This is a genomic window from Taibaiella koreensis (genome assembly GCF_003545715.1).
Lineage (GTDB): Bacteria > Bacteroidota > Bacteroidia > Chitinophagales > Chitinophagaceae > Taibaiella > Taibaiella koreensis.
On the sequence record NZ_QVNU01000006.1, the window covers coordinates 343,302 to 363,896 of the forward strand.

Below are 20,595 nucleotides of genomic sequence, written 5' to 3' on the forward strand. Positions count from 1 at the left end.
ATATTATATTTAAAAAAACATACAATTTAGCATTTTAATTAAGTAATCCTGCTTTTGTAATTTACGAAACTAAAGCATCCTTATGTATTAGCTCCTAAGTGTTATGTAATTCTTTTGCTAACTCGCTGAAATAATTATACCCTTTCCATAAGCTTATATTTCCAATGACATAAAACCGTCTTTTTGCTCTTGTCAGCGCCACGTTAAGCATGTTCGGTTTTTTTGATGCCCATGCCCTGGCACCAGGTTTTGCCGGATCGCTTCCCAAAACAAGAAATACAATATCGGCCTCCTTGCCTTGAAAGGTATGTATGGTGCCGCAACGTACCAATTTGTTGCTTCTGAAAATCTCAGCGCATTTGTCTGCTACCGATTTAAACGGGGAGATGACGAATATTTCTGATCCTGTATTTTTCAACCGTGTAATCTTTTCCAACAAGAGCTTCATTTCTTCACCAATTATGTGTTTGTTCTCTACTGTTGTTCCTTTAACATCAAACCATGTAGAGGCGCCCAATTCACAATCAAAAGGAACATCTGGCATTACCTTTACCATTTGCCCGTCGTAGGCGATCTTGTTCGCTATATCGAACATCGGGTTGTTACATCTCCGGTGAGCACGCAACGGAAAGCTTATCCAGGTAGCTCCCTCGTCCTGCTCACCAAGCCAGGCTCCAAGAGGAGAGGTACGATCGGCCAGGGTCTGAACAGAATTCTGGAGGGGTGACCATAGGAGATCAGTATGGTAGGTGTCGCTCAGCATTTTTACCAGTTTGGAATTTACACTTACTACGGGCTCTATCTGTAAGGGATCGCCAATGATAATGTTCTTTTGACAACGGTTAATGATTCCCGCTGCCGACTGCGGGGTGGCCTGTCCAGCCTCATCTATCAGTAGCCAACCAATACTCTCTTTTCCCATCGATTGAAATAACCTGGATACGGATGCCAATGTGGTAGAAACTACGGGGACACAAAAAAAGAAAGTTTTCCATAGGTTTTCCGCTATATCAGCACTCACAATAACCTTTCCATCGAGGTATTCCATGAACAAATTCAAGTTATTCCAAAACGGTTTGGCATGACTCAGTATAGCATATTCATGCAGTTTAAGACTAAGAAGAAATATATTGGAACGTAGTGTATTAATTTTTATGCTGGACCAGGGGCTCACTCTGTGGAAGGCATCTTTATCATGGAAATAGTTTTTTATCTGATTATCATCAGGAATATTCTCCAACGGAATCTCATACCATTCATGCAACTCTTTCTTCAGATTTTGGTACTTGATAAGGCGGTTTTTGATCGTTTCTACAAGCCTTGTTTTTTCGGCAATCTGACTAACTATCGATTTTATGTTTTGCACAAGACTATCCAGTTCCCGTTGTATACTGATTAGTTTTTGGGTGTTTTCGGCAAGGCTCGATAAATACATTGTTTCTGTTTCTTTCCATCGTTTGTAAGCCGGCGTCTTAAGTATCTTTTGAATAAAAAACCAGCTGGGTTTGGCCTTTTGATGCAGCGAAACGCTTCGCTGTAGCGACAAAATGCGAGCGCTTATTGCCTGAAGATCATTGTTTAAGATTTGATCGGTTTCCTCCAGCTTTGTCTTGTTCTTTATAAGGTTCTTAAGTGCGTTCTGTTCGATAGGCTGCGATTGAAGATCGTCAAGGTACTGGCCTAACAAGACATGAAAGGTCGTCGCCTCCTTTCTGAATTTTTCAAATTGACCCAACAGTGCTGTTAGTTCGTTTGCTGTCTTATCAAAGAGATCACTGTTTTCAACAGTTTTATCATTTTCCTTGTTATATTGAAAAGACAGAAACTTCATGAATCCCATCCTGTCTTCACCTGGATACCAAAAGTTTTTCTTAAAGGTTTGTTTGTTCTCTGCATTGCCAAGGGCTGCAGCGAGTAGGCCCCAACTGTCGCCTTCAATGAGATCTTTTGACTGATCTACAAAATAATTGGCCTGTGGAAAATGATGCCTATCTATCTTACTTGCGGAAGGCAGTTCCTTTGATATATTCTCTACGGCAGCATTATTATTGCTCGCAACCACAATCCCTGCATCGGAAAAGATATCTGCATTAGGCTCGTAATGGTGGAATGTAAAATCGGGTCTTTCTATTTTCTGCCAGGTTCCGAAAAGTTTTTTATCGCCTTTTTTAAGCAGTTTTTGCGCTCGCATTACAATTACTTCCGCAACAATATCCGACAGTAGCGTAGTTTTTCCCGTGCCTGGAGGTCCATTAACGCCTAACATGCCGTTGTTATTTTTTAGCGTCGACAAGCAAGCGGCTATCGCTCCAAACTGTGCACTATACAGGCCATGGTTAGGATCGGAGGGCCATCGCCCTGCTGGCATATTTTTAGGATCTAATTTGCTCCAAAACGCATTTATATCTGTTAACAAATCGGTCCTTTTAAAATCAGATATTTCTTTAATCAGCATTTGCTGCAATCCTTTGCCATGTTTTCTTTGACCAGCGATAAGTTCATTAAGATCCTTAAGGTAAAAGCTGTTTAAAAAGGCAGTATCTGGTTTGGCATGCTTAGACAATCTAAATGATTTGATAAATACGAATTGCTCCCAATCCAGGTCTTTAATCTCCACCCCTTCTAACACCTTTAGTTCTCTGTCCAAATGCCTCCAATCAATTGTTGTGGTTCGCAGGTCTTCAAGGCGTTCGGCTGCCGGATTTATACCAAACCTGTCTCGAAAGGCTCCTTGTACTTTTTCGAGTTCAGCATCAATCACGGATAGCGGTTTATTGTTCTGAAGACATAACAGACCATGAATATAAGATGCCTGGATATAGCCATTATCTGGACTGCAGCGTCCCTCTTCGTCAACTACCAAGGCCGCTAGGCATGTATCACCGCTTATCGTTTCTTCCCATTTCTCTTCTTCTGAGCGGACATAGGAGATCGCCTTTTCAATTTTAGTGGTTATGTCCTGCTTGGGGATCCTGCCTAAAAAGATTATATGATGCCATCTGAGGTCTTTTTCATTTTCACGCGGGAGCTCCCAAGGCAATGGTGCCCCGGATTGGAAAGGTCTCGCTTCTGTAGGCAGATCTGGAAGATTGAATACTTCGATAGCTCTCCAGAAACTTAATATCGCTTTTTGGTCTGCTGGCATGGCAAAGGACTCTGTTTTTTATAAATTAGGTTTGGTTCGGACTTCGATATAGGCAATATAAGACTATTTTATTTTATGGAAACAACCATCAGATTTCATCCTTTGATTGAAAGGATGTTGTATGAAGACCGCATACCTCTATATACGGGTGAGCACAGATGAACAGGCAATTAAAGGCTATTCGCAGCGAAGTCAATTGGATCGCCTGACACGATATTGTATTGTTCGAGATGTTAGCATTTGGGATACTATTTTCGAGGATTATTCGGCAAAAACATTCAACCGGCCTGGCTGGTTGGCTATGATGGCCAGAATCAGACGGAACAAACGATCACGCCCGAACCTGATCCTTTTCACAAAATGGGATCGTTTCAGCAGGAACGCCGGTGATGCGTATTATATGATTACCCAATTACGGAACCTTGATATTCAGCCCCAGGCCATTGACCAGGAACTTGACTTTGCCGTTCCGGAAAACAAGATAATCCTTGGGGTGTATCTTGCTACATCCGAAGCAGAAAACGACAGGCGATCTCTCAATGTAAAGCAAGGCATTCACAAGGCTAAAAAAGAGGGCCGATGAACAGCTCACGTGCCATTAGGGTATAAATGCCATTTGGCTTCGGATGGAAAGCGTGACATTATCCCGAAGGAGCCGGAAGCAACATTTATCAGAAGAGCATACCAACTGGTTGCCGAAAATCTTTGCACGGTTCAGGCGGTATATCGGCGGATAAGAGCAAGTGGATTAAAATGCAGCATTTCCAATTTCAGGAGGATGCTCAGAAATCCGGTTTACCGGGGGATGATAGTTGTCCCGGCCTTTGAAAACGATACCGCTTTCCTGGCAAAAGGTTTGCATGAACCACTTGTCAGCGACTCTCTATTCGCAGATGTGCAGAAGGTCTTAGGCCGAGTTCGACTTAAAAATATTCACCTAGATAATAGCCCCAATGATATGCTATTGTTTCGTGGATTTCTCAATTGTCCGCAGTGTGGCAGGCGGCTTACAGGTAGTGCATCAAAAGGCAAGAAAGGTAAGTACTACTACTATTATCACTGCAATGGTCGCTGCAGATTTCGTACGAGAGCCGACGCAATCAATGCCCACTTTATGCTGGAAATCGGGAAGCTTAATGTAGTATCGGAGTATATTGAAATCTACAGGGATATACTTAGGCATATCCGTAGGGATATTTATGATAGCAGCACTTCTTCCGAAAAAAGTATTTCGGCTGCCATCGACAAACTAATTGAAAGAATCGTCAGAGCAAAGGTGTTATTGATAAAGGGTGATATAGACGATGAAGACTACAAACTTCTAAAAAAGGACAGCGAAGCTAAGATCCATCTTCTGGGGACTGATCTTCAGCGATCCGAAATAGCGTCAAGAACAAAATCAGATTCTTTGAAGAAAGCAACATTTCAACTCTCGCAGTTTGGTAAGACATTCACAGCGCTATCCACATCAGAAAGGAGAACGCTTATGGAGATTTTATTATCTCCTTCGATTACTCTCAATGAAGGGTTAAGCATAAATGATATGATCAATGCGGATATGGGCTTGCTATTTGATCTGGATAGCTTAAGCCAAAGCCGCTTGCCGGAACGTTGTATCACTTATACAGAATCTATGGATCAGGCATTCTATGAACAGACACAGTCAAGGATACAAGAGACACTACTGACCCGGAAAGGCCAAGCGGAAAGTCGGCAAACAGCCTTAGTTTTGGATTTTCTTATCATTTTCGCCAAAATGTTTAGCAAAAATCACTCTTAAAGATATCATCTAACCTTAAAAAGTGGGACCAAACCATTTCTAGGCGGTTTCGAGTCCCGCTCACTACTAAAAGCATTTTTGTGAATAGTAATATTTAAGAAAACATGAACTTATTATAAGTAATTGATATACAGTTAAATGACAAAACATAATTTTGTATTATGTATTTCAATATTTATATTTTGTATGATCACAGAATATTTATCGAACACTTTACGTCGCTCTTAATACGCTGTATTACAATCAAATGGAAAATAAAAAAGCGAGAATCTGTCCGTATTGAACAAATTCTCGCTTGAGGCGGGGAAGGGGGGATTGGGTTTGAACCCAAACGGCAATCAGGTTTAAAAATTTCCAGTCGAGAACTTAAGGCACAGCACGGTAGGCTGAATCTAACTTGAAAAGTAACTGTGAATTTGTAATTACCATTGTATTTAAAAATTGAATTCAAATGAAACCTTATCCCGCCTAAATTTTGTGCTAATGACTGTAAATACTAGCATAAGCAATATCCAATCAGAAGGTTAATGTGAATATTTCCTGAGAGGCTTAAAAGAAATAGATGTTTCTTTGGAATAAATTCATTAAAATACATTGTAATTATTATGCGCTAGAATGAATTTGCATATTTCCAGGTCTAGGTATTACCACTACACCTATAACATTTGGTAGCCGCAGAACTCCCTTTTTAAATTCATGATGTTCCTGAGTACGTGAGGAATTATCCCATAACAATACGAGCATTTGTGAATACTTCTTTGAGTGGACTGAATTCTTTAAGAAGTATAAACTTGCATCTGAAGCGACTTGCTCAATCATATCAGCAAATGAACCATTAGAACGTAGAAATTTAACTTCAATGACAAGCTGTAAAGAAGGTAACCCAAGATCAGCACGTGAGTTCCTTTGTCCTGCTGGCTCAAAGTAAAACTCGGATTCAATATCAGGAAAAATAGGTGCCAATAAAAAATAGGCAAGGCTTTGGATATGATATTCGTTTTGTAAGTCCCATTGTTGAGGTGTGCCCGTTTTTGTTTTGGCCTTATCTTCCCAAGGCCAACGTTTGAGGCCGACCGAAATATTGCTTAATATCGTTTCTACTTGGCCTACTGTTGGCTTGCTAAGTGAAATTGCTGGCAACTGCTTTGCAAGGTAGCGGATTGCCGCTGCGCGGCACGCCATTACTGCTGGTTCGGCATCTTCCGTTAAGGCCATGCCGACAGCCGTTCGATATGCTGAATCTAGGTCAATTTCTTCCCAAAACGCTGCGCCTTTGGCTAACAGGGCCAACTTTAAGTCATCAAGGTCCTGTAAATTTGCAACATCTCGCTCGTTAGGCTTTGCTCCAATAAAACTCAACGCTGCGAATAGCAATAGACGTTTCCACGGTAGCACATCACTATCTGGTCTAACAAAACCTTCTAGCCAACGCCGAATATTTGTTTCAATTGTCCCACCGACCCTCTTAGCACCAAGAGCAAGTCCTAGTATTGCAATGGCATCATTACAAAATGGGGCAGGCTGATCGTCAGGTAGCTTACTGGATCTACCTGACATTCTGTTCAATCCATCTTCAAGTTCTGTGCGGTAAGTTTCACAGCCTACAGGATCTACTTCATTTAAATATGAAAGTTCAGCAACATGGTGGTAATCTGTTACATTGTAGCCATTGGGAAAATATGATTTAGCAGGTCCCACATCTCCTTCGAATATCCATGCTATAAATACTTTTTCTACTTCGCCAAGAGTAACCAACCTTAGCTTTTCAGTTAAGGCGTGATATAAATCCGGCAAAAGATTGCCAGCAAATTTTTTTGTTAAAGGAACCATCTTGTTGTGCCAATTTTATTGTACAATGCGTCAGAGCTCCATTGGCTTACTCCGTTTAATTGGCTTAGCATTTGGGCCATCAATTGAGAATAATATACGGATACCGGCATTGATGCCGGCGTAAAGCTCCGCCAGGAGTGTGCGCCGAATTTCAAGACTTGCTTGGAAAGATAAGTAAGATCCTTAAAAGTCGAATCCTTATGTAATATCAACTGAAGAGGAGCCGGTAATCCATCGCTACTTTTTTTGAGCTCTTGCGGACCTGTAAGAGATACGAGGCTAGTATGCTCTGATAATTGTAAATATTTGCCTCTGTCCGGAGCAAAAATTCCTTTCTTGCTACTACCCAAACCATATTGTCCGACATCAAATATTAAATATGGATGCGATTCAGCTACATGCACAAAAGCAAACTCAACATTATAATCCCCCAACTCGCTAACAACTTGTTTTACGACATCAGCTTCAGCATTTTTAAAGGTTTTAAAAGCATGAAAAATTAGGCGTACGGTGTCGTGTGGCTGCCAGTTATACGCACTCTGAACTCGAACCATAGTAGCACGAAGGTTCACAAGAAGCGTTTGAAAATATTGGTCTGCTGGAACAGCAGCAGAAATATTATTAATGAAATAGTTTCCATCGCCTGTAAAAACCGTTGTTATGCCAACCATACGTTCTTTTCCTCCAAGACGGCTATCTTGAGCTACTGAGCTACCTATACCAAAAACAAGTTCATGTGCGATTGGTCTATCTGCCGCCAATAGCCAAGGTACACCACCAAGTTTGGCATACGTGGCAAGCGACATATTGTTAATAGACCATACAACTTTTTGATCTGAAAGACCTAATGCCTCTAGGGTAAATTCTTGAACGGGAATACCCTGTCCCACAAATCGAGCCTTACTGGTCAAATAAGGATTATGGTCCCTTGTGCGAAGTCGAAAGCTCCCATCTATCTGAACCAATGCCAAGTTCCAGTTTTGCCCCATAGAACCCGCCTGCATGGCTGCGGTTATAGCTCTATTGTAACCATCAACCGTATCATCACTGGAGCCGAAAAACTCTAGAATGCAATCTTGTAAATAGTATTTGGTCTTTAAACCAGTATACTCAAATGTTCTGTCTCCTTTTCCATATGAGACCGGAGGCATGCCATTAAGAAATTTCTGCAATACTAACTCTACCTGCCCCTTCTTGCGATCTTGACATATAACGCATATTCGTGGCTTTGCAGGAGAAAAAGATTCCTTTGAATAAGGTCCATACCTCATAAGTCCAATATCATTATACTGACTGTGCTGACTACCTCCGTAAGAATACACAAAGGTCGGTTTCTCTGCTATACCTATTTGTAATGATCGGGCTTGCTGTGGATTGTCAGTTAAAAAATCACCAATCTTGAATGGGATAACCCCCGCAAGGGTAAGGTTGGATTGTTGCAATACTCTCAGTCCTTCATTGAGCTTTCTTAGTTTTTGGTCTCCCCTGTGAAACGAACCTGCGACGAATTCAAGATTGCGTAAAATTTGCTCTGCATCAGCCTTGTAGAAATGGCGAATGCAATTTTCCAATATATCCTCTCGGGGCTCGAGGAATACGTCAATTGGATCTACGCAGGAGGAATGGCCTTCGCGAACATCATCCAATTCTAGCATACCATTGTCAAGGATGCGAGTAACTTTACCTATTGTGTAGAAATGTGGCTTTAATTCTTTATTTCTTTTGACTCTACTAATACCAACGTAATATCCGGTAAATGGAAATCCTGATGAAATCAATGATTGGCAGCTTAAGTTAATTCGTGGTGCCGTAGATATATTTAGGCTAATACTCACAAAAGGTGATTGACCATTCGGTGCAATAACCCGGAAGTCAATTTCCCATCTTGCGAAAACACACAGGCCGTTAATAGGTTTCACATTTGGGGGAAGACAGCCATCCAGAATGTTCTTACCACTTCCAACGACCATATATTTAATCGGATTCAGTTCTGAGATATGAACATTTCTAGACATCAACATCCTAAAGATGGAGTCCCTAGCTAATGAAGACACAATGCTAAGATCCTCCTTCAGATTAACCAGTTGCCTTTCTCCTCCATAACTTGGGCTCTTGGTGGTTAATGGAACAAGTAAGATGGAATTATCCCTTCGCTTAACCAAGTGTGTAGTAAGGGACTGACGAAGTTGATCAAACAATTCATCGCTGTAGGGGATCTTTTCAATTATTATTGATGCCTCGTCATATATAATTGGAGCAACGTTTAAAATTTGGGACATATACCTTTCTTAAATCAAATTGTAATATAACAACAATATACTGATTTTTAGCTAATTGGCTTCTGAAATTTGCTTAACCTAACCATCATCTGCATTATTTATTTAGCTCGTTAGTGCCATAAAATTATGCATCCCCTAAACCTACATGATTGATGTTAGTTGCGAATAATAGTATATACGACGAAATTAAAAAAAACCTGTAAAATAGGGTCTTAATTAGTTTGTGAAGACTGAAATCCAATTCCGGTTCGTGAACACATAATAGCTCAAAATTAAAGCGTTGTAAAATTCACCGAGGATACATTAACTACCTTGCTGTTTACAAACTGACGCAGTTGCTGTTCAGGCCAACCCTCCAAAAGTAAACATAGGGCTGTTACTAAAACGGTAGGCGTTTTGGTCGGATTGTTGAGTCACGTCCATTTTTACGCAAGGCCAGACACCTTTAAAGAAAGAAGCCAGGTAGAGATAGCCCTTTCGTTGAGCCATAGTATCGATCTTTGAGGTATAAAGAGCGGCGTTGCTCCCAATCAGTATCGTTTTGATAAAGGCTTGGGGCTTCTCCGGCTGTATGTCGAAGACCAATTCGGCAAAGAGACCCGATATATACTTTATTTCTCCCAGGCCCCTGATCCATTTGCTTCCGCCCTGGATAAAGCCCGGTTGCAGGAAATATCCAGCGTTGGCAACTGAGTATCGTTCCGTCTGAACTGGGTTATGAGATCACGAGTATAATCGACCTAGATAAGGTCGAGATAATAGAGCGTCAGTAGCACCAGCGCTGAGCCACCGCTATAGCGTAAGCTCACGGACAGGTTACCGTCTCGCAAAGCAAAGGGAGAGCATTTGCTCACCACCATAGCCTAATTGTATTGCATAAACGATGCCAGGCTATTCACTAAACGTCACATTTTTTTATTGGCATGAATTCGCTGAATTGCTTTATAAAATCCATATTTCCCCAAAGCCTAGCATTACCAATAATAAAGATTCTTCTTTGGGCGCGTGTCACGGCGACATTCAATATGTTGGAACTTTGTGTAACCCAGTCTCTGGCGCCATTTTTTTTAGGATCGCTCCCCAATACTAAAAAGACAATTTCTGCTTCTTTGCCTTGAAATGTGTGAATAGTGCCACATTCAATTTTGCCTTGGTTCATGGAGCTCATTGCGCTGAGGGGCGCCACCGCTTCTTCACACGCATTTTTGACGGCAACAAACGGGGTGATAATAAAGATATTCTTAGTATAACCGGACGAGACAAGATCAACAATTCGCTCTTTCAAAAATTCAATTTCTTCCCTTATCACATGCTTGTCCTCCACCTGTATACCGTTAATGTCAAACCAGCAAGACTTTCCCAGTATACATTTAAAAGGCGCATCTTTTCTGGCTTTAACCATTTGCCCACCGTAAGCGATACTGTTTGCAATATTAAACATAGGATTATCGCACCGCCGATGTGTAAGTAATGGAAACCCGGACCAAATCACATCCTCGCCTTCCCGTTTATGTGCCCCCATTGCAGATATACGATCTGCCAATGATTGGGCTGAGGATGCTAAAGGAGACCATAAGACATCTTTCACATTATTTTTCGCCCTGAGCATTTTGATCAAATGCTCAGGCTGGATAACAACAGGTTTGATCTGAAGTGGATCTCCGACCACTATACAACGCTTAGCTCTCCATAAAATCCCTGCTACCGATTGTGGCGTAGCTTGGCCCGCCTCGTCAAGAAGCAACCATCCGATCGTTTCTTTTTTAAAGTTTTTGAAGAGCCTGGAGGCAGAGGCAAGCGTAGTGGAGACTACCGGTACACAAAAAAAGAAAGTGTTCCATAATGTAAGCGTATCGTTATTTGAAATTTTCGCTCTGCCATTAATGACATCAAAAAATAGCTGCAGGTTGTTCTTGATTTGCTTTGCATTGGACAATATAGCGTATCTGTGAAGCTTTAAGCTTTTAAGCAGGATACGCCCCCTAAGGGTATTTATATATTCTGAAGTATAGGGCGCACTTAGATGTATTTGCTCATGTGTTTTATTGAAGAAGTTGACATCCACAATGTTTTCGTCGGCAATATCATACTCGTTGCCCAATTTAAATCTCATTGTGTCATACTGCTTTCTTGTTAACCCAACTTTGTGATGGCTACCCCGGACGGCCGACATTGTCGTTTTATGAAAGTTATATGCGTCCGTCCGGAACTTATCAAATTCCCGGAAAAGATCCGACAATTCAACTTTTGTTTGTTCAAATGCCTCTTCAAAAGTACTTTGGTCTTCCTCAGCTTGTGCATTCTTTAAGATTTGCTGAAACCCCGGAAGTAAACCTTCGGACTCCCAAAAATTTTTCTTAAACGCCCTTCGGTTCTCTTTGTTGCCTAATGGTGCGCCTAAAATGCCCCAAGCATCTGTATGTTGCAAAAGCCTTCCCGCACATTCTGAAAAATAATCAGCTTCGTCACCAAATACATCCTCATCTATTTTTCCCAGGGAGGGTAATTCCTTAGTTATATTCTCTACTGCTACATTGTTATTACTGCTTATCACTATACTATGATCGCTCAAAGCGGTTGGGTCCTCAAAACTATAGTAGTAGTTGGTAAAACCGTTTTCTCTTTCTACTTTCAGGGCTTTGCGGCTGAAGATCTCTGAAGTATTCAGTTTGCTTAGCTGTTCAGCTCTCGAAACAATTGCATTGGCAATAAGGTCCAACAGTAAAGTGGTTTTTCCGGTGCCGGGTGGTCCATTAATGCTCATTATACCCGCTTTGCCTTGAAGTTCAGCGACCATAGTATTAATAGCAGCCTGTTGCGCCGTATAAAGGCCGTTAGTAACCGAGGAAGGCCATTTGCCTGGTGGAAGGACGTTCGGGTTCAAAGTCCTTAATAACAATTCCCTGTTAGCAATTAAATCCTGCCGGTTTCCGGTATCCTCTTTTAATGAGAGATACTTGTTGAGCGCAACACTATGCAATTGGGGATTATCAATAAGGAAATTCAGATCCTCCAGATAAAAGCTATTTAAAAAAGGAGGTTCTACCTCGCTTTCCCTTGAAATCTCTTTGGAAAGAATATATACTTCTTCCTCAAATTCGAAGGAAGAGCCAACAATGTTTTTTAATTCTTTGATCTCTCTAAGCAGGGTTTTCTCCGAAACAACATCCCCTTTCCTCAACGATCCCGATCCAGTAGTTTCGTGGCTAAATTTTTCGATATTTAACCTTGTCTCAAAGTTGACCTGAACCTCCCCAAGTAAGGTGCTTATAGAGGAAAATGGTTTACGTTGCTTCAAACAATATATCCCATGTATAAAGGAGGTTTGAACATAGCTGTTCCAGTCGGGACGCCCGTCTTCATCAACAACCAAAGCTGCCAGGCAGGTTTCTCCTATTATCGGTTCCTGATAGTCCTCATTGCTGACCGGAACTTTCAATATCGCGTTAAGTTGCTCTATCACTCTTTGCTTCTGGAGCACACCTATAAACAATGTATGCCGTTGTACTTTCTTATCGTTTTTGCGCTCATTGATATTTTCCCAAGGTAGACAGGGTAAGGATGACAAGGGAACCGCTTTCTTGTCCCGGTCGGGTAAATTAAAAATCTCCACATCTCTCCAAAGCCTGAGAACGTTTATTGAAGTAGTTTTTTCTCCAGACAAATTGGAGGTTGTTACATCTTTCCGTGATTGGAAAACGTTTAGAAACTTTTTTGTCATTGGTTAAACACTGATTATGGTGAATATTGGGTTGGTATTTCCAAATTAAAGAAAATAGTACTATTCCTTGGGACTTTATGAAAAATTAAGGGCTTAATATATTATGAAAATACTTGGTTACTGACGAAAGTTCTATAAGCTGGTATATAAGCCCAGTTCAAGTAAGCACGCTGAACAAAGACTATAGTTTAAATTACCGGTTTAAAAGACAGAATTATTCATCACTCTAGTATGACTACATGAAGAGATATGGCTTGCCGAAAAATTCAAGTTATTAGCATCGAATTCTAACCTCCGGAGAGAAGAAATTCGGTTTGAATTTCAAATGCAATTTTGTTCATCAACTTGCGCAGTTGTACCTATAGGTTCTTTTGAATTAAATGCCGAAAATTGGCATAAAGACACTGCTAGGAATTGTCCATATAGCGATACAATATAGTCCTAGCTATGCAACGCAACCTGTTGGAAGTTTACTACTGTTGCCGGAGCAACAAAGTAAATGCTATTTGGATATCATCGGGTAAGGTAGAAAGCTAGATGTATATATACTTAAAGCACACATAAAGAAATAATTTGTCCTGTGCCCCATTCCTTAAAGTCTTTTTGGGTTCTTCCTTATCTGATTAAATGGATATATTTGACTACTTGTTGAAATTCAAACAGAATGCCGCTCATCAATTTTTTCAAACCCGAAATAGCTGAAGATACAAATAAACCATTTGCTATTGATAATCAGTCTTTTCCATACAATTTCATTGCTGATCCGCGACGATTTGAGGAATTGCTCTATAGTATATTTAAATTAAAAATCGAAAAACAAGAGCTCAGTGACTACGACGACGTAAGCTTGATGGGTGGTGTCGCAGAACAGGGCCGAGACTGCGTCTTATTTCGAACAGGGAAAGCCCATGGAGTTATTCAGTGCAAAAAATATGCAAGTAATCTTGGCAAAGACGAATTTGGATGCGAAATCACAAAATTTGTTCTATACAGTCTTTTGGATGAAAGGTTGATCTCCGATCCGAAAGATTTCACCTATTATATCGCTGTTTCAAAGGATTTTACGGCTGACTGCCGCTCGTTTATCGATGGTTTTACGAACCATATACTGATTGAACCGAATCTAGATGCATGGTTGTCCAGTAATCTGCAGATGCCAACGCTTCGAACATTGGCAATCGGGAACTATAAAGAAGAAGTACTAGATATTCTTTCAAAAATTAAGGTTAAGAAAATCGTCCCGCAAGATCTGGATATTGAGCTGAAGAATAAACCGGATTTGCAATCCCTCTTTTTTTCTGTAAGGTCCGTAACCGATAACACAGTCACCGAAAAAATCCTTGATATCCTAAATGGAAGTCTTTCAGCGGAAGAAATTTCAAGACAACTCCACAACGGATCAATTAGCCTACTGTCTGAAAGAAACTCATTTGAAGACATTCATGATTCCCATATCGTACGTACAGAAACAACAAAGTTGGTAAACTGGGTGCAAATACCCCTGCAAAAGGATGAAAATGGGAGAATTCAGAATGTATGTCTGCTAGCAGCGCCAGCAGGTTACGGAAAGACTGTGATTCTCAAGGATTTTTTCATGGAATGCCAAACATTGCGAATTCCCGTGCTAGGATTGAAGGCAGATAAGCTCTATTCATACACAATAACTGAACTTCAACACAGTATCGGGCTAACCTTACCAGTTTTCGACTTTATAGAAAGGTGCATAGCATTATATTCGCTTACGATAATAGTGATAGATCAAATCGACGCTCTTTCACAATCAATGTCATCCGATCGGAGATTTTTAGATGTCTTTAAGGGACTCATAGACCGCTTCGAGAACGATCTAAATATCAAGATAATCATTTCGGTCCGAAATCAGGATCTGAACTATGATCCAACCTTGCGACAACTGAGGAGAAAGAACACCATCCAAGTAGGGCTTCTCCATACGGAAGACGTCTTGGGGCAACTTGGGAAATTAGGAATTACAAAAGACCGTGTTTCATCCAAGCTCCTTGAGCTATTAAGAATTCCGAATAATCTAAATATATTTTCGCGAATTTATTCAGGAGGTAACAGTTTAAGGATTACATCAATTGAAGAACTTTATAGCGAACTCTGGAATCAAAAAGTTTTGCGTATTTCCAACCGTGTCAATACTGACAAATTCAAAGTACGGAACGCTCTTTACGCAATAGCTGGCAAAATGTTTCAGACACAACGGATAACTGTTTTTGTCAACCAGTTTGAGGATTTTTCAGATGAAATAAAATATCTGGAAAGCGAACAACTGATAAAGAGGGAAGATAAACATCTACAATTCTTTCACCAGTCCTTTTATGATTTCGTGTTCGCAAAACAGTTCGTTGAAACCGGGCAGGACCTCTTGAGCTACATTAAGAATTCTGAGCAGTCGATTCACATTCGTTCTGCCGTGAAGATGATTATTAGCTATTTGCGGGATTACGATCCGCCTGCTTACCAAAACTATGCAAAGCATATCTTTGACAGACATGAAGTTCTTTTTCACATTAAGCACATCATTTTTCTTAATATTATCACGCAACCTAATCCTGATAGAGATGAAGAAACCTTGGTAAAACTATGTCTTAAAAAAGGAATGATCTATACTGTTCTATTTCTAGAAAATGCCTTCGGAGGCCAGTGGCTTAGGTTTGCTATTTCCAATCGACTTCTCGAATTAATAAAAGGAGAGCGTAGTGAGTTCCAAACACTAGTCTCTGAACTAGGAGAAGAACCTAGACAGATAATATGCAATCTTAAAACCCAGTATTTGCAAAGGCATATTACAGTTAATGAAAAAGAAGCCTGGGCCTATTTTAAAAAAATTGATGATGCAACGATAATACAAAAAATACTATATTTTGTAGCTGATTGGAGCCATAGTGACCCTTATGAAATGTTGGCAAAATGTCCAGATTTTATAATTTCGGAGCCATGGAACTTTTATCGTGTCCTAGAACATATTTCTGCACATAATATGGATTTTGTGCTTAATGCCCTAAGTGATATACTGCCGCTACATTACCAAAAAGGGGATCGACAAGAAGCATATAGTGAACGGGAACTTTTAAAATCGATAGCCAAAGCCGCTCCGGAGAAACTATTTCCTATACTCTACCAAAGTATGTTGAATGATCTTTGCCGTAACACCGATATTTGTGATGGTGTAATCAGGGATTGGACCTACAGCTATACAGATTTAAGAGATGATGAGCACTATGGTGGCACGGAGTTTTTTTACCAATTACTTGCATCATGTCTAAAAGCAACGGCAAGATACCATACAGAGGTCTTTTTAAAATTCTTTCACGAAAATAAATCTTCCCATCACTACTCGGTACTGAGGCTTATTCTTTTTTCGTTGGCTGGAAATGAAAAATGGTATGCCGGTGAAATCTTTGAGATATTTGACCTCTTTAAATATCTTGGTCTATTGAAAGATGGTGATGATTTAGAGTATGATTTACGGTCAATAGTGGAGGCTGGTTTTATATACATGAGCATAGCCCAGCAAGATTCAATCCTGAATGAGATCCGCAACTATCAGGACAAAACAGAGTTAAGAATTTGGATAGATGACAAGGGCAAAAAGTCAATTTATTCTCGCTGGGGTGCAGCTAAATATTTTTGGTTATTACGTATCCCTGCACATCGTATTCATGCGGATCCAGAGTTATGCAAAGTACTAATGGAATTAAGGAGGAAATTCCCGGGCCAGAAGGATAAGCCTATGCGACGAGGTGGTCTAGCTGGCGTTATCCATAGTCCTATTCCAGCGAATGCCCATGAGTTTATGAGGAAAAAACATTGGCTCAGATCGTTTAATAAGTACAATAGCGAGCGCGATAGATGGGTGTCGGGTCTTAAAGGAGGAATAACGGAGCTTTCTTCTGCATTTAGAGCAGAAGTAGAAAAGAACCCATCGGGAGAGAAACTAGAAATCATCAATGCAATTATTGACTCTGACGAAATTCCTATAGAGTATGCCATCAGCGGGCTTTTTGGTTGGACGCAATCTTCAGCAGAGTTAGGAATTATTTCAGCGGCGTGTATCAGAGTTCTTAGAAAGGGTGGATATAATCATGATACATATACCATACCTTTAATTGGAAGAGTTGCTAGTCTTGAAGAAGTCGCTCCTGAATTGATCAATTTCCTTATAGAGCAAAGCTTGCAGTTTGAAAAGGGAATTGAATATTCTATTGAATCGGACGATGAAAAGACCAGTATTGACAGGCTTGTAACTAAAGCAATCAATACGCCATATGGTTCGGCCGCATATTATTTGACTTCTGTTGGGGATGTAAGTTTTAAAGATTTCATCTTTCGAACCATTAACGTCATCTTAAGAAATGGCCCAGTGGAATCTCGTGCCGCAATTTACTTTCATTTTCATTATCTAACTAGGCTAGATAGAGAAACGGCCCATGACCTTTTTATTGAGTCGCTAAATGTCGAAACCGATATCCATGTCATTGCCTCTTCAATTCAAGCCATGCAGTATTTTAGAACCAGAGGCTTGAAAGTGCTAGATGCACCACTTCGGCTATTAATCGAATCCGGTTTAATGGGCAACGATGACAGTGATTACCTGTTTACTATTTTATTAGGGTCTTACCTACATAATCAAGAAGGGGCAAAAGAGTTACTTGAAACATTAATCGACAAAGGACAAGGCACCAGGTCCAGAATGATAGATGATATAATGGAGCACTATTATGCTGTTACAAACACAAAAAGTAAAAATGACCAGCTATTAGATTATATAATGTCCGGCGCTGAGAGGGGAGATTTTGATGATATATCTTGGAATTTTTATGAAACCGGGCATGTTGCCCTAAATGACGTTTACGGATTTGCCAAAAGATTTATTAATTCTGACTTTTTCAAGCTTACAGAAAACTTCATAGACTATCTTCATGGCCAATGTGCAAGATTTCCTTTTTTAGCTATTGAATTATTTGAGCATGCTATGGTATACTTAAAATCGAAGATTGATCCTCTACAGAATTTTCAGTTTGAGGAGAAGACAATCAAGTTTATTCTTTCTGCCTTAGAAGCTGTAACTGGGTCTGATGATGTTAGTAAAGCAATCAGAGGCAAGCTTCTTTTGTCATTTGACAAATTGATAGCTGATTTAGGGATGAGAAGAAATCAAGCGGAAATTCTCGGTGAATTAACCTAATCGAAGGTCCCCAGCACTCATTCCATTGTTCCATGGTGCTTTTTACAGTAGCAGAATGGGATAGCTTAAGGGTGGTTGTACGTAATTCGCCAGATGACATTGCTTACATCATCGGTAAGTAATAGGGACCCGTCAGGCAATAGGGTAAGACCAACCGGGCGGCCACGCACTTCTCTTTTATCAAGGTCAGCAATGAACCCGGTAAGAAAATCTTCAGGCGCACCCTTTGGCTTGCCTTTCTTAAAAGGCTGAAATAATACTTTGTATCCCGACAGAACCGACCTATTATAAGAGCCGTGCTGTGCCAGGAAAGCACCGTTCTTGTATTGCTGCGGGAATGCCTTAGCAGTATAAAAGACTAATCCCAATGTAGCAGTGTGAGCGATCAACGGTACGTCGGGCGCCAAAGCCCTGGCGGCGAGCTCCGGCTTATGATCCTTTACTCTTGGATCGGCATATTTACCCATATAGATATAAGGCCAGCCATAAAATCCGCCCTCTTTCACCCCGGTCAGATAATCCGGGACCAAGTCGTCACCCAATCCATCCCTTTCATTCACTACGGTCCATAGCATATTGGTTTCTGGGTTCCAATCCATCCCCACCGGGTTTCTGAGTCCGGAGGCATAGGTACGCAACCCCGTTCCATCAGGATTGATTTCCAGTATGGCGGCTCTCAGCATTTCGTATTCAAGTCCATGTTCCCCGATGTTGCTAGACGAGCCCACAGCAATATATATTTTGGTGCCTTTTGGATTAGCCAGCAAATTGCGGGTCCAATGTTGGTTGTACTTTCCTGAAGGAAGATCGATTATCTTTTTACCCTTTCCGGTAATGCGCATGCTGTCTTTGCTATATGGATACCGCCACAGCGCGTCGGTATTGGCCACATAAAACCAGTTGCCCAGGAACAGCATGCCGAACGGCTGATTCAAATTGTTGAGAAATGTATCCCGTTGCTCAGGGATGCCGTCCCGGTTCTTATCTCTAAGAAGCATAATGCGGTCGGCACTTTTACTGAGGTTGTCAGACCGGCCTGCGCCGATAAGGGTAGCACCTACTTTTTTCGGCAAGCTGTAATTGGTATTCGATTCCACTACCAAGACATCTCCTAATGGCGTTACACATGTCGACCTGGGATTGTCAAAGCCATTCGCATATTTGGTCACAGTAAAGCCCGGCGGAGCCGTGGGTGCGGCCCCATCTTCCCAACCGATAACTTTGCTGAAGTCCCTGACGGACTTAGTGGCAAAGGGCTGAGATAAACTATCCGGATTATTTTGAACAGATTGCTGTGCCTCTGAAACTTCCGTGAAAAGCGAAAGCAGGAGAAGTAAAAGAAAGGTCGTTTTCATATTCTGATGTTTAGTGGCATGTATCAATCCCAGCGGAAAGAGGAAACAAAATGCCAGTATGACATTTAACATGTTTGGAGAAGCTTTAGTTGGGTATCGGTGGCCGGTTAATTCCAACAATTGAAGGATGTAAAGAGAGCATTTCAGCTTGACTTGTTGCTAAGTAAGGCAAAAGTCCTTTAACTTAAGAATGGTAGTAATCGACGGGTCTACCTTCTGTATCTTTTGAAGAAGTAGTTCCATGTCTGAATCTGTGAATTCGAATAACGTGAAATTTTCTTACCTAATCCTTGTCGCGTGAAAGATTAGAATTAAGATCTTAAAATGAAACTAATCCGACCATTGGTCTCAAGAACAGCCTTCTCCACCTTCTCAAAATCTTCCTGCCGGGTTTCCAGGCGTAAGCTTTCTTAAGATCGGACTCGCTTAAATTGGCCTTTTTCATTGCTTCCCATTTAATTTCTCCGGCTTCGATTAAATTTATAGGATAACCTTTGATCAGCTTATTCACCATTTCGCTTTTGCAAGATAGCCAGGCAAGTATCCTATTGGTGAGAATCATAATGGTTGCGGCAATAAAGGTTGCCTGTAGCGTTGAGGCACCAACAACACCGCGAGCCATTACCGCACCTAACATAATAACAATGACGTTATCCAGCGCCGACTTCTGGCCGAATATCCTAATACCGCCGATCCGCAGGAGGATCAAGGCAACAAGAAACATAACCAGCGCGCGGACCGCCATAGGCAGCGGTCCCAACTGTTCATCGGTTTCCCAAAGCGCTTCGATACCGTTCATGCTGTTTGCCGGTTAATGATATTTAGCGCCTGATCTACGCCCAGGTAACCTTTGGCCTTAAATAGCTTGCCTTCTTCTTTATTGTAGTTGATAAAGAAGTCTTCCAGTTCCCGCACGATTGACACCGGTACTTCTTCCCAATCGGTAAGCTGCTTGAAAATGGTTGAGGCTACGGGCACTGCAATGAAACGGTTGTTTTCTTCCATCTTACCTTTTGACTTACCTTGTTTAGCCTTGAACCCACCCACCAACCGGCACTCCATCTGCACCCCGGAAAGCTGTGGAACTCAGAAATGACTATCACATCCAAGGGATCGCCATCTTCACCGAGAGTATCAGGTATAAACCCAAAATCATAGGGGAAAACCATGCCCGCAGGTAAGATCTTTTTAAGCAGGAAAAAAGCCGGTTTCCTTTTGGTAGGCATATTTCTGCACACTGCCTTTAGGCGTTTCTATAATGACATTAATTTTG

At 41.0% G+C, this 20,595-nt stretch carries 9 protein-coding genes and 1 pseudogene; 3 read left to right on the plus strand and 7 right to left on the minus strand.

The window, feature by feature from the left end; all coding sequences use genetic code 11:
• Window positions 1-94: 94 nt before the first annotated feature.
• Window positions 95-3,145 carry a DEAD/DEAH box helicase gene (locus DZK30_RS19805; RefSeq protein WP_118975912.1) on the minus strand — a complete coding sequence of 1,017 codons (3,051 nt, stop codon included), beginning with the start codon at window positions 3,143-3,145 and terminating at the stop codon, window positions 95-97.
• A gap of 121 nt (window positions 3,146-3,266) precedes the next feature.
• Between DZK30_RS19805 and DZK30_RS19810 the strand changes: the two genes are divergently transcribed.
• Both DZK30_RS19810 and DZK30_RS19815 read left to right on the plus strand, forming a co-directional pair.
• Entirely contained in the window at window positions 3,267-3,728 is a 462-nt protein-coding gene (locus DZK30_RS19810; RefSeq protein WP_118975913.1) for a recombinase family protein, read from the plus strand.
• Window positions 3,729-3,761: 33 nt separating this feature from the next.
• The gene (locus DZK30_RS19815; RefSeq protein ID WP_162903267.1) at window positions 3,762-4,925 is read left to right on the plus strand and encodes a recombinase family protein; all 1,164 of its coding nucleotides are present in this window, start codon (window positions 3,762-3,764) and stop codon (window positions 4,923-4,925) included.
• Between the two features lie 603 nt (window positions 4,926-5,528).
• Here DZK30_RS19815 and DZK30_RS19820 read toward each other — a convergent pair.
• The 3 genes from DZK30_RS19820 to DZK30_RS19835 all read right to left on the minus strand — a co-directional run bounded on the left by DZK30_RS19820 (window position 5,529) and on the right by DZK30_RS19835 (window position 12,755).
• Complete coding sequence (locus DZK30_RS19820) at window positions 5,529-6,755, minus strand: PD-(D/E)XK nuclease domain-containing protein (RefSeq protein WP_118975915.1); 1,227 nt, start codon at window positions 6,753-6,755, stop codon at window positions 5,529-5,531.
• Window positions 6,743-9,034, minus strand: a complete 2,292-nt coding sequence (locus DZK30_RS19825; RefSeq protein WP_118975916.1) for an argonaute/piwi family protein — start codon at window positions 9,032-9,034, stop codon at window positions 6,743-6,745. Before DZK30_RS19825 ends, DZK30_RS19820 begins: the two co-directional genes overlap by 13 nt.
• An 898-nt stretch (window positions 9,035-9,932) precedes the next feature.
• Window positions 9,933-12,755 (minus strand): DEAD/DEAH box helicase, encoded by a 2,823-nt coding sequence (locus tag DZK30_RS19835; RefSeq protein WP_118975918.1) that lies wholly within the window; start codon window positions 12,753-12,755, stop codon window positions 9,933-9,935.
• A 664-nt stretch (window positions 12,756-13,419) separates the two neighbouring features.
• Between DZK30_RS19835 and DZK30_RS19840 the strand changes: the two genes are divergently transcribed.
• Window positions 13,420-17,967, plus strand: a complete 4,548-nt coding sequence (locus DZK30_RS19840; RefSeq protein WP_118975919.1) for an AAA family ATPase — start codon at window positions 13,420-13,422, stop codon at window positions 17,965-17,967.
• 65 nt (window positions 17,968-18,032) lie between these two features.
• Here the strand turns inward: DZK30_RS19840 and DZK30_RS19845 are convergent, their stop codons facing one another.
• From DZK30_RS19845 to DZK30_RS26635, 3 genes and pseudogenes are all read right to left on the minus strand, one after another.
• The gene (locus tag DZK30_RS19845; RefSeq protein ID WP_118976003.1) at window positions 18,033-19,322 is read right to left on the minus strand and encodes a PQQ-dependent sugar dehydrogenase; all 1,290 of its coding nucleotides are present in this window, start codon (window positions 19,320-19,322) and stop codon (window positions 18,033-18,035) included.
• A 319-nt stretch (window positions 19,323-19,641) separates the two neighbouring features.
• A complete protein-coding gene (locus tag DZK30_RS19850) occupies window positions 19,642-20,121 on the minus strand; it encodes a DUF421 domain-containing protein (RefSeq protein ID WP_118975920.1) in 480 nt (159 codons plus the stop codon).
• Window positions 20,118-20,548, minus strand: a pseudogene (locus tag DZK30_RS26635) (inorganic diphosphatase). The gene DZK30_RS19850 and the pseudogene DZK30_RS26635 overlap by 4 nt, the downstream one beginning before the upstream one ends.
• Window positions 20,549-20,595: the final 47 nt, after the last annotated feature.

Coding starts and splice junctions, on each gene's coding strand:
- DZK30_RS19805 (WP_118975912.1), bottom strand. CDS start 3,145: ATGCCAGCAGACCAAAAAGCGATATTAAGTTTCTGGAGAGCTATCGAA.
- DZK30_RS19810 (WP_118975913.1), top strand. CDS start 3,267: ATGAAGACCGCATACCTCTATATACGGGTGAGCACAGATGAACAGGCA.
- DZK30_RS19820 (WP_118975915.1), bottom strand. CDS start 6,755: ATGGTTCCTTTAACAAAAAAATTTGCTGGCAATCTTTTGCCGGATTTA.
- DZK30_RS19825 (WP_118975916.1), bottom strand. CDS start 9,034: ATGTCCCAAATTTTAAACGTTGCTCCAATTATATATGACGAGGCATCA.
- DZK30_RS19835 (WP_118975918.1), bottom strand. CDS start 12,755: ATGACAAAAAAGTTTCTAAACGTTTTCCAATCACGGAAAGATGTAACA.
- DZK30_RS19840 (WP_118975919.1), top strand. CDS start 13,420: ATGCCGCTCATCAATTTTTTCAAACCCGAAATAGCTGAAGATACAAAT.
- DZK30_RS19845 (WP_118976003.1), bottom strand. CDS start 19,322: ATGAAAACGACCTTTCTTTTACTTCTCCTGCTTTCGCTTTTCACGGAA.
- DZK30_RS19850 (WP_118975920.1), bottom strand. CDS start 20,121: ATGAACGGTATCGAAGCGCTTTGGGAAACCGATGAACAGTTGGGACCG.